This window comes from Candidatus Thioglobus sp., from assembly GCF_028599055.1.
Taxonomy (GTDB): Bacteria; Pseudomonadota; Gammaproteobacteria; order PS1; family Pseudothioglobaceae; genus Thioglobus_A.
Map to the genome: position 1 here is coordinate 1 of NZ_JAQRMS010000006.1, position 11057 is coordinate 11057.

General features: G+C 38.9%; 13 protein-coding genes. 6 read left to right on the plus strand and 7 right to left on the minus strand.

Going from position 1 to position 11057, the window contains the following annotated elements:
- The 5 genes from cmk to PSN35_RS01020 all read right to left on the minus strand — a co-directional run.
- The coding region (gene cmk, locus PSN35_RS01000) for a (d)CMP kinase (protein WP_300028393.1) at positions 1-631 on the minus strand (631 nt) is incomplete at its 3' end.
- Positions 632-821: 190 nt separating this feature from the next.
- Positions 822-2315 (minus strand): lysine--tRNA ligase, encoded by a 1494-nt coding sequence (gene lysS, locus PSN35_RS01005; protein WP_300028395.1) that lies wholly within the window; start codon positions 2313-2315, stop codon positions 822-824.
- A gap of 5 nt (positions 2316-2320) precedes the next feature.
- Positions 2321-2986: a tetratricopeptide repeat protein gene (locus tag PSN35_RS01010; RefSeq protein ID WP_300028397.1), complete on the minus strand. Its 666-nt coding sequence runs from the start codon at positions 2984-2986 to the stop codon at positions 2321-2323.
- Positions 2983-3384, minus strand: coding sequence for a secondary thiamine-phosphate synthase enzyme YjbQ (locus PSN35_RS01015; RefSeq protein WP_300028399.1), 402 nt, complete (start codon positions 3382-3384; stop codon positions 2983-2985). The genes PSN35_RS01010 and PSN35_RS01015 overlap by 4 nt, the downstream gene beginning before the upstream one ends.
- Positions 3381-3848, minus strand: a complete 468-nt coding sequence (locus PSN35_RS01020; protein WP_300028401.1) for a cytochrome c-type biogenesis protein — start codon at positions 3846-3848, stop codon at positions 3381-3383. The genes PSN35_RS01015 and PSN35_RS01020 overlap by 4 nt, the downstream gene beginning before the upstream one ends.
- A gap of 64 nt (positions 3849-3912) precedes the next feature.
- On the opposite strand from PSN35_RS01020, the gene PSN35_RS01025 reads away from it, so the two are divergent.
- Together PSN35_RS01025 and PSN35_RS01030 are read left to right on the plus strand one after the other, a co-directional pair.
- A complete protein-coding gene (locus PSN35_RS01025) occupies positions 3913-5775 on the plus strand; it encodes an ATP-binding cassette domain-containing protein (RefSeq protein WP_300028403.1) in 1863 nt (620 codons plus the stop codon).
- Positions 5772-6314, plus strand: coding sequence for a hypothetical protein (locus tag PSN35_RS01030; RefSeq protein WP_300028405.1), 543 nt, complete (start codon positions 5772-5774; stop codon positions 6312-6314). Before PSN35_RS01025 ends, PSN35_RS01030 begins: the two co-directional genes overlap by 4 nt.
- On the opposite strand, the gene PSN35_RS01035 is transcribed toward PSN35_RS01030, so the two are convergent.
- Together PSN35_RS01035 and uvrC are read right to left on the minus strand one after the other, a co-directional pair.
- Complete coding sequence (locus PSN35_RS01035; protein WP_300028407.1) at positions 6311-6487, minus strand: hypothetical protein; 177 nt, start codon at positions 6485-6487, stop codon at positions 6311-6313. The two genes, PSN35_RS01030 and PSN35_RS01035, sit on opposite strands and share 4 nt — an antisense overlap.
- 10 nt (positions 6488-6497) lie before the next feature.
- Positions 6498-8279 carry an excinuclease ABC subunit UvrC gene (uvrC, locus tag PSN35_RS01040; protein WP_300028409.1) on the minus strand — a complete coding sequence of 594 codons (1782 nt, stop codon included), beginning with the start codon at positions 8277-8279 and terminating at the stop codon, positions 6498-6500.
- A 48-nt stretch (positions 8280-8327) separates the two neighbouring features.
- On the opposite strand from uvrC, the gene PSN35_RS01045 reads away from it, so the two are divergent.
- From PSN35_RS01045 to PSN35_RS01060, 4 genes are all read left to right on the plus strand, one after another.
- Positions 8328-8975: a phospholipid-binding protein MlaC gene (locus PSN35_RS01045; protein WP_300028410.1), complete on the plus strand. Its 648-nt coding sequence runs from the start codon at positions 8328-8330 to the stop codon at positions 8973-8975.
- Complete coding sequence (gene murA, locus PSN35_RS01050; RefSeq protein WP_300028411.1) at positions 8975-10234, plus strand: UDP-N-acetylglucosamine 1-carboxyvinyltransferase; 1260 nt, start codon at positions 8975-8977, stop codon at positions 10232-10234. Before PSN35_RS01045 ends, murA begins: the two co-directional genes overlap by 1 nt.
- Positions 10235-10245: 11 nt before the next feature.
- The gene (gene hisG, locus PSN35_RS01055; RefSeq protein ID WP_300028413.1) at positions 10246-10863 is read left to right on the plus strand and encodes an ATP phosphoribosyltransferase; all 618 of its coding nucleotides are present in this window, start codon (positions 10246-10248) and stop codon (positions 10861-10863) included.
- A partial coding sequence (locus PSN35_RS01060; RefSeq protein WP_300028415.1) for a histidinol dehydrogenase occupies positions 10860-11057 on the plus strand: 198 nt, incomplete at its 3' end. The genes hisG and PSN35_RS01060, both read left to right, overlap by 4 nt.

The window sequence follows — 11057 nt, forward strand, 5'->3', positions numbered from 1 at the left end:
CCTCATCAAGTGATAACTCAGTAGTATCAATGACAAGGGCATCTTTTGCAGGTTTTAAAGGTGAGTGTTTGCGTGATGAATCACGCGCATCTCTTGCCTCTACCTCTGCTAAGATCTGCGACATTATACCCTCTGATCCTTGTGCTTGCAATTGTTTTAAGCGTCTATTAGCGCGCTCCTCGGAGCTTGCTGTTAAGTAAACTTTAAAAGCTGCTTTTTCAAAAACCACTGTTCCCATATCACGCCCATCAGCCACCAAACCAGGGGCAGTGGCAAAATCTTGCTGACGCTTTAATAAAGCTGCACGAACCACACCGATTGATGCAATTTTAGAGGCCATTTCCCCAGTCTGCTCAGTGCGCAATACTTTAGATACATCTTTACCATCTAAATAAACGCTCACCAATTCGCTATCTTTGTGCGTTTTAAAACTTAAATCTAGATTTTTGGCCACTTCTTCTAAGGCAACCTCATTGCTAATATCAATACCTCTACTATCTACCGCCAAGGCAAACGCACGATAAATAGCACCTGAGTCAAGTAGATGCCAACCTTGTTGCTGAGCAATTACTCGTGCAACAGTGCCTTTACCTACGCCACTTGGGCCGTCAATCGTTAGTACATTTTTCATTTCCTATCTTCCTTTTTTTATTTAAGCAAGTATTTTTTTGTTTTTTACAAGGCAGATTTTATAAAATCTTGATTAAACATAGCGAATCTATGTGATTGAAAGTTTTATAAAATCTAACACAGTAAAAAGGAAAAAGACGACGCTTAAACTTCTGGTCGCACCCCAAGAGTACTTCCTCGATAAAAGCAAATCATGCTTTTACCTCAGGGCGCATATGCGGGAATAACAACACATCTCTAATTGATGGCGAATCAGTAAATAACATCACCAAACGATCAATGCCAATCCCCTCTCCCGCTGTTGGTGGCATACCGTATTCTAGGGCGCGAATATAATCTGCATCATAATGCATGGCTTCATCGTCTCCCGCATCTTTTTCAGCGACTTGCGCTTTAAAGCGCTCAGCTTGGTCTTGAGCATCGTTAAGCTCAGAAAAGCCATTAGCAATTTCACGGCCACCAATAAATAACTCAAAGCGATCTGTGATGAATGGATTGTTATCATTACGACGTGCCAATGGCGACACTTCAGTTGGGTATTCAGTGATAAAGGTTGGCTGCATAAGTTTTTCTTCAACCGTAGCTTCAAAAATCTCAATTTGGATCTTGCCCAAGCCCCAATTATCTTTCACCTGAATTCCAAGCTTTTCAGCAGTTGCTTTAGCGTTGTCCTCATTTAGATCTTGCGGCGTCAATGTTGGGTTATATTCCAAGATTGAATCAAACACACTGATACGATTAAACGCTTTAGAGAAATCAAAGTCATCACCTTGGTAATGAATAGTTGCACTGCCACACACATCAACCGCAATACCTCTAAATAGATTTTCAGTTAAATCCATTAGATCATGATAGGTTGCATAAGCTTGGTAAAACTCAATCATGGTAAATTCAGGATTGTGTCGAGTTGATAGCCCTTCATTTCTAAAATTACGGTTAATCTCAAACACTCGATCAAACCCACCAACCACCAAACGTTTTAGATAAAGCTCAGGCGCAATACGTAAAAACATTGGCATGTCTAGCGCATTATGGTGGGTTTCAAATGGCTTAGCTGTTGCGCCACCCGGAATGGTTTGCAACATTGGTGTTTCCACCTCCATAAAGTCTGCTTCATTAAAAAAGTTTCGAATATAGCTCACAATGGCGCTGCGGCGCTTAAAAGTATTACGCGCATCTTTGTTAGTAATCAAATCAACATAACGCTGGCGATAGCGAATTTCTTGATCCGATAAGCCGTGAAATTTTTCAGGTAAAGGGCGCAGTGACTTGGTTAATAATTTAATGCTATCTACTCGTATCGATAATTCACCTACATTAGTTTTAAACAAAGTACCCGTGCAGCCTGTAATATCGCCAATATCCCACTTTTTAAACTGCTCATTATAAAAACCTTCAGGCAATTCATCACGTGTGACAAATATTTGAATTTGAGCACTAGAATCTTGCAGCGTTGCAAAACTGGCTTTACCCATAACGCGCTTAAGCATAATGCGTCCTGCCACTGAAACTTGGATAGATTTTTCTTCCAGATCCTCTTTTGAAAACTGATCATACTCATTGATAATAGCTTGAGCCAAATGCTGAGGTTTGAAATCATTCACAAAGGGGTTGCCCGCCTCTCTTAATTTATCCAGCTTTGATTTTCTTTCGGTGATTAGTTTGTTATCGTCTTGGTCGCTCATAGGTATTATTGCAGTGTTTTATGTTCTAATTCTTGCTGTGCAAGTGTCTTGGCTTTGGTTAAATCTTGTTCAGATTGGGTGTGATCACCCATGCGCTTAAGCAAAGTGCCACGATTATAATAGGCTTGATAGAAATTTGCATCCAATTCAATGGCTTTATTTAAGTCTGCCAAGGCTAATTCATCCTTAGCGATTTTAATATAAGCATTACCACGATTGTAAATGGCGGCAATGTAGTTACCATCTAAAGAAATGGCCTGAGTATAAGCATTAATGGCATCGGCGCTTTTGTCGAGGCGATCGTAGCAATTACCCAAATTATTAAACGCACCGGGGTCAGTATTATTAAGTGCAATTGCCTGCTCAAAATAACCAATGGCAGATTCAAAATTCTCTTGCTCTTGCTCTAGATAAGCCACACAAAAATAGGCTTGTGAACTATTAGGATTGGCTTTAATCGCCTTTGACATGCTTTCAATGGCTAGCTCGTCATTACCCTGTAACTGATGTAAATTACCCAAGCTTAAATGCGCATTTGCGGTTAAATTATTATCAATCTTTGGGTGTTTTATTAATTGGTTCCAGGCTTGAATGGCTAACGATAAGTCACCATTTTTTTGGTGATTATAGGCTGCTACCATTAGGTCACTTAATTCTTGTTCGCTACTCATGATAGGGTAATAATTAATTTTCTCGCATTATTGCCAGCGCGATGTTCATACAAAAATAAGCCCTGAAATTTACCCAAAGCCAATTGACCATCAATAACAGGGATTGTTTTTGACTCCCCTGTTAGTATTGATCTAATATGTCCTGACATATCAAAATCTCCTTCATTATTATGTCGATACTCAGGCTTAGCATCTTTAACACTCATCTGAAAATGATCTTCAATATCCAACAAAACATTTGGATCTTCATTGCCGGTAATCATCAGGGATGCAGAAGTATGGGTAACAAACACATGGCACAGTTTCGCTGAGGATTTTTTAATCAGATTATTTACTTGGTCATTAATACTAATAGCGCCACGTCCGCTAGTATTAACCATTAATTCAAATTGACTCACTTTAATAAATCCTTAGCTTTGCTGGTATCGATCACTTCTGACTTGGTTGTATTTTTTTTGTTAAATGAGCGCGCAAAAAAGAAACCGCCCAACAGCAAAAACGCAAATGGTGCATACCACAGCAATAGCGTATTTTGGTTAACCGGCGGCTTAAACACCACAAAATCTCCATAACGATCTGTCATGTATTGGCGAATACTATCGTTAGTTTGTTGATTAATAATAAGCTCGCGCACCTTTTCACGCAAATCCTTAGCCAAGCCCGCATTAGAGCCACCAATGCTTTGACCCTGGCAAACAGGGCAACGAATTTCATCAATTAATTGTCGATAACGCTGCTCTTGCTCACTACTAATAAATTGTTTAGCCTCAATACTTTCTGCTGATACAGGCTGAAATGTTATTAACGCAAGAGTCAGTCCAACTTTTATCAAATGCGTTAAGGTTTGGGTAAAATTTTGCATACTTTAATCATTAATTCTAAAACCTAGATTTTACACCTGTCGATAGTTTTAGAAAACCAAAGCCATGCCATTAATTACGCTTGACAGTATTTCCTTAAGCTTTTCCGACAAGCCAATCTTAAATGAGGTTAGTGCCACCATTTTAAAAGGAGATAAAGTTGCCTTGATTGGCAGAAATGGCGAAGGTAAATCCACCTTTATGCGTGTTTTAGCTAGAACGATTGAGCCTGATGATGGAAAAATGAAGGTTAAAAATGGCGTAACCATTAGCTATTTAGAACAAACACCGCCTGAAGATAATGATAAAAATTTATTTGATATTGTTGCTGAAGGTTTGGGAGATGTTGGGCAAATACTAACCAAATACCAACATCTTATTAATCAAGGCAAGTTGGATGAAGCGGGCGAATATCAACAGCAAATAGACCAACTAGATGGTTGGCAATACCTGCATCAAATTGAGGCAATTCTAAATCGCTTTAATTTAAATGGGGATACGATTCTCTCAACCCTATCAGGTGGTTGGCGTCGTCGCGTCATGCTGGCCCAAGCGTTAATTAAAGAGCCAGATGTGTTACTACTCGATGAGCCAACTAACCACATGGACATCACTGCCATTCTTGATTTAGAAAGAATGCTGAGAGATTATCATGGCACTTTGGTATTAATTAGCCATGACCGCTCTTTCGTGGCTGGCATTGTTAACAAGGTCTTTGATCTAGACCGGGGAAATTTAAGCGTATTTGACTGTGGTTACAAGGATTACGTTAAACGTAAAGACGAACAATTGCACGCTGAAGAATTAGCCAACGCACGTTTTGACAAAAAATTAGCCCAAGAAGAAGTGTGGATTAGACAAGGCATTAAAGCCAGACGAACGCGCAATGAGGGCCGCGTAAGAGCGTTAGAATCAATGCGAAAATCCTTTGTTAATCGACGTGCAAAAAAAGGCAATGTCAAAATTCATGCATTGGAAGATGAAAATAGAGCGTCAAAATTAGTCTTCGAAGTAAAGAAAATATCCTACGATATTGCCGGATTACAACTGGTTAAAGATTTTTCAATGCTGGTGCTGAAAGGAGAAAAAATTGGCATCATTGGTGGCAATGGTACGGGCAAATCAACCTTTATTAAATTACTGCTTGACGAACTACAGCCAACTCAAGGCTCTATTCGTCGCTCAAAAACCATCCAGCTGGCTTATTTTGACCAAATGCGCGACAATCTAGATCCAAACATGAAGGCCATGGATTTTGTCTCTGGCGGTCGAGAGCGCATCGAAATTGGTGGAAAAAGTAAGCATATTATTGGCTATTTAAGGCAATTCCTGTTTACCGGAAAACAGGCCATGGCACCCATTAGAATGTTTTCAGGTGGTGAAAAGAACCGACTTATGTTGGCTAAAATTCTTTCTCAGCCCGCCAATCTTCTGGTGCTTGACGAGCCCACGAATGATCTTGACGTTGAAACCTTAGAGTTATTAGAAGAGATGCTGGTTGAATACAACGGCACGCTGATTCTTATTTCACATGATAGAACTTTTTTAAACAACGTCGTTGGCTCAACCGTGGTACTAGATGGCGATGGCGTGATTAATCAATATGCAGGCGGTTATGACGATTATCTAATACAAAAACAAGATAAGATTATTAGCGAAAAACCCAAGTCAGTTAAAAAAACAACCAACAGTACAACACCCACACCGGGTGCGGATGTAAAAAAGAAGCTTAGCTATAAACAGCAGCAAGCCTTAAAAGACCTGCCCGGCAAAATTGAAAAAACAGAAATTGAAATTGGAGAAATTCAATTACAACTCTCAGATCCTGAATTCTTTCAAACTGACAAATCACAAGATGCGTTAATTCGCCTGGCCAGATTAGAAGCGGATTTAGAACGTTATTTTGACCAATGGGCAGAGCTAGAATGACTCAAAAAATACCCCTAATCGTTGATCTTGACCACACCCTAATCAATACTGACTTGTTGTATGAATCCTCAATTGGCGTATTAAAACAACAACCTTGGTTAATCTTGATTTATCCCTTTTGGTTTTTTAAAGGCAAAGGCTATTTGAAAAGTCAGCTAGTCAAGCGCTTTGAAATTGATGTTACCAAACTACCCTACCTACAACCCACTATTGACTACATTCATGAGAGGAAAAAACAAGGCTGTGAAATTATCCTAGCAACCGCCTCGCACAAAGATTATGCTTTTTCAGTGGCAAAACACACGCAATTATTTGATGATGTAATGGCTAGCAATGCTAACTTTAATTTATCCTCACACAACAAGGCAGATAAACTCATTGAACGTTTTGGCAAAAAAGGCTTTGACTATATGGGTGATCATATGCGGGATATGCCTGTTTGGGAGGCTTCAAATGTGTCAATCTTGGTAAATGTTACCGATAAAATTATCAAGCATACAGCGCACTTAAATACACTGCTTATTTCCAAAAAAGACTAGCCCTCAAGCAAATAAGACAAGCTGCCTAAGAGTAAATACACCACTGAAGTAACCACCAGTGTTGTGGCAATTACGCGTGCCATTTTCAAATTTTTGCCCAATACTTTGTTGCTGATAAACCAAACACAGTAGCCGATAACAACAGCGATAATCAAAAGACGAATTAAAAACATGGTGATTTATTTATTGAAGAGATTCGACTATTTTAGTCGCTAAAGCCAGATTAATACCTTTTACTTTTTGCATTTCATCTATTGACGCATTTTTAATTTCTTGCAGGCCGCCAAAATAGTTTAACAGCGCGCTACGCCTTAATTTTCCAACACCTTTAATATTTTCAAGTGGTGAGGTGGTACGTTTTTTTGCACGCTTAAGACGATGATTTTTAATCGCAAAACGATGAGATTCATCACGAATGTGATTAATCAACATAAGCGCAGGATCGTGTAGTGGTAGGTTGATTTTATTGACTTTTTCATCGTCAACGGTAATCAGTGTTTCCAGCCCTGCTTTGCGTTTTTCACCTTTGGCTACACCGACCAATTGAACCTCATCAATACCGATAGAATCCATCACCATAATTGCCTGATTAAGCTGACCAAGCCCGCCATCAATAAATACTACATCTGGCAATGGCTTATTATTCTTCAGCATTTGAGAATAGCGCCTAAATATCACCTGATTCATGGCTGCATAATCATCACCAGGAGTGATGTTTTTAATATCAAATTGACGATATTTACTCACTTTTGGCACGCCTTTTTCAAAGACCACGCACGACGCTTTCGTTGCCTCGCCCATCATATGGCTAATATCAAAACACTCCATCACCTCTGGTAAGTTTTTTAGATTCAAAATACTTTGCAGATGCACCAATGTGGTTTTTTTTCTATACTTGGCAAGTAAGTTTTGCTTTAGATTCTCTTTTAACGTTAGATTGGCAATATTAAGATAATGTTTTTTATCTTTATTAGGCGTGTCAATAATTTGAGTATTAAGTGCCTGAGCAATAATCTCTTTGTCTGCTAGCTTATGACTAATTAATAATTGTTTTGGCGTATCCTTACCCAAATAGTAAAGTGGCATAAATGCTGATAACACCGTTTCAACGAGCTGGTGATTAGAATTTTTTGGCAAAATAAAATCCTGCCCCACTTGTTTTCCAGCACGAATAAATAACACTTCAATCGCATTCACGCCATCTTGTTGGGTGACGGCAATCACATCAAGATCAGCCGTTGAGCTAGAAGCATGCTGCTCTTGGATTTTTCTTAAATCAATTAGCTGATCACGCAATCTGGCTGCCAGCTCAAACTCTTGCTCCTGAGCAGCTATTTGCATTTTTTGCGAAATTTTATCCAGTGTTTGCTTACCCTTTCCCGCTAAAAACAACGACATCATGCTAACGTCTTGCTGATAATTTTCATCAGAAATACGCCCAACACAAGGTGCGCTACATAGTCCGATTTGATATTCTAAACAAGCTCTAGATCGGGATCTATAAGTTGCATTAGTACATTGCCTAACCTTGAATATCTTTTTTAACAAAGTTAATGACTCACGAACCACTTGTGCTGATGGATAAGGGCCAAAATATTGATGCTTATTTTGCTTTTTTCCTCGAAAAAAACCCACCCTTGGGTGTTTGTCATTACTTATAGAAATATAAGGATAGCTCTTCGAATCCTTAAGCAAGATGTTATAACGCGGCATATGCTGCTTGATCAACTCAGCTTCTAATAATAGCGCTTGAGTTTCGCTTGCCGTTACAATTACCTTAAAAGTGACAATATTCGATACCAACACCCGGGTTTTATTATCCTCATGCTGCTTGGAAAAATAACTAGTGACACGTTTTTTGAGGTTTTTTGCCTTACCCACATAGATTACCAAACCCTGTTTATCCAGCATTTGATAAACCCCGGGCTGCCCAGTTAGATTATTAAGTTTTTCTTTAATAGACATTTATGAAAAAGGTAAAATAAAAAATTAAATTATTTCATTTTTAAAACAATGATTAAAACTGCATTTATTATATTCTCTATTTTCTTTAGTGGCCAATCTTTAGCCACAACCAGTATCCAAAGTCAAGATATCACCCCCGATATTATTAATTCGCCAAGCTCTTCTGCGTTAAATTTCATGGTTAGTGCACTAAGCTCACTCAAAGAGTTAAAAAAACAAGGTAAAGACAGCAAGCAAAACGTTGAAACACTCATTCGCATGAAATTACTACCTAATCTAGCTATGGGTGTTGCCACTAAAATCGCACTAGATAATCACTGGGAAGGTCTTAATATTCAGCAAAAACAGTTTTTTCAATACTACATTTCTGAATCTTTAATTCAAGACTATGTTGGCATTCTAGCAAGCTACGATAAACTTGATAGCGTGCAAATTTCGGTTGACCCAAATATTCGTAGAAAAGACAATAAAGCCATTGTAAAACTTAATATTACTATCAACGAAGGTGGAAAACCTTTTACTACTTCCCTTAAGATGATTAGACTTGAGGCTTGGTATGTATATGACGTGGTTTTTTCAGGTGTTAGTATTGTAAAAAATTATCAAGCACAGTTTAATTCTCACATTAAGCGTAAAGGAGTTAATGCGTTAATCAAAAGATCTGAGAGAAAACTAGAAAAACTAAACGCTAAGTAGTGTACAAACTAGTCATCAAAGGCGGCACAGCTTTATCAGGTACCATAAATATTGCCGGCTCAAAAAATGCCGCTCTGCCGATTTTATTTGCTTCAATCCTAGCTGATGGGCCATTAAAACTAAACAATACGCCGCACTTGAGTGATGTTTCAACCACGTTGAGATTGTTAATGGATATGGGTGCTGAATTTATTCTTGAATCAGACAATTCCCTATTCATTGACAGTGCCAAATTAACCAAACTAACCGCTGAATATAATTTAGTTAAAACCATGCGCGCCTCTATCTTGGCTTTAGGGCCTATGTTGGCTAAATATGGCGAGGCTAAAGTTTCCCTGCCAGGCGGTTGTGCCATTGGCACACGACCTGTTAACCTGCATTTGAAAGCACTAGAAGACCTAGGCGCCTCTATTGAAGTTAAAGGCGGCTATATTTACGCCAAGGCAAAGCAGCTCATTGGTGCTAACGTACACTTTGAACAAGTTAGTGTTACCGCGACGGAAAATATCCTCATGGCAGCTACACTGGCCCAAGGCACAACAACCATTTACAATGCCGCTCAAGAGCCTGAAATTATTGATCTAGCCAACTGTTTAATAAATATGGGTGCTAAGATTTCTGGCGCCGGTACTGCAGTTATCAATATTGAAGGTGTTAAAACACTTTCTGGCATTACTCATAGCGTTTGCCCTGATCGAATTGAAGCAGGCACTTATTTAATTGCAGCAGCCATCACCGGAGGCAAGGTAACGCTTAAGCATATCCGCCATCAATCTATGCGCGCGGTTATTGACAAGCTGATTGAAACTGGTGCAGACATCATATGTGATAAAACAAGCATTACACTTGACATGAAAGGCCAACGACCTAAAGCAGTTAACATTAGAACCAGCGCCTATCCTAATTTTCCAACTGACATGCAGGCACAATTTTGCGCCCTAAATGCCATTGCCGAGGGTCAAGCTAGTATTACTGAAACCATATTTGAAAATCGCTTTATGCACATTCCTGAACTTTCAAGAATGGGTGCTGATCTAACCCTAGAAGGTAACACGGTTATTGCCAAAGGTGTAAAATCTCTGACGGGCGCAAATCTAATGGCAACTGACTTGCGTGCTTCCGCCTCTTTGGTGTTAGCGGGTCTTGCAGCGCAAGGCACAACAACGATTGAACGAGTCTATCACCTAGACCGAGGCTATGAAACCATTGAAGAAAAATTAAAATTATTAGGCGCTAACATTGAGCGCATACAAGATTAGAGACGATTATCATGTTAACCATTGCATTATCAAAAGGTAGAATTTTAGAACAAACACTGCCTTTATTAAAAAAAGCCGGACTTGAAATCACTAATGAAGAGCTAAATTCTCGTAAACTCATTCTAGATACCAATTTAGAGAATGTTAAAGTCATTATCATTCGAGCGACTGATGTGCCTGTTTTTGTTCAACATGGAGCAGCTGACATGGGTATTGCTGGCAAAGATGTACTATTAGAACATGGTGCTAATAACCTATTTGAAGTGCTAGATCTTGGTATTGCTAAATGCAAATTAATGGTTGCTGCCAAATCTAGCGATCACCTGAATGAAAATACGTTAAAAGTAGCGACTAAATACGTTAATTCAGCCAAACGCTACTTTGAAAAACAAGGTCAATCTTGTGAAATTATTAAACTCTATGGTGCGATGGAATTAGCACCTGTGGTTGGCCTTTCTCACTGTATTGTTGATTTGGTTGATACCGGTAACACGTTAAAAGCTAACGGATTAATTCCACTAGATCACATTGAAGACATTAGCTCACGCTTAGTGGTTAATTCTGCCTCTTTCAAAACCAAAAATACCCAAATCAAAACTTGGATTAGTGCAATCGAGAACAACTTATGATTACTAAATTATCATCCACTCAATCTGATTTTCAAGCAAACCTTAGTCAATTATTAGCTTGGGAGAGTGTTTCTAATACGTCAGTTGCCAAAACCGTTGACGACATTATTGCCAATATTCGCACATCTGGCGATCAAGCATTGGTTGATTACACCAATCAATTTGACGCAATGAATGCTGCAAATATGAGCGAG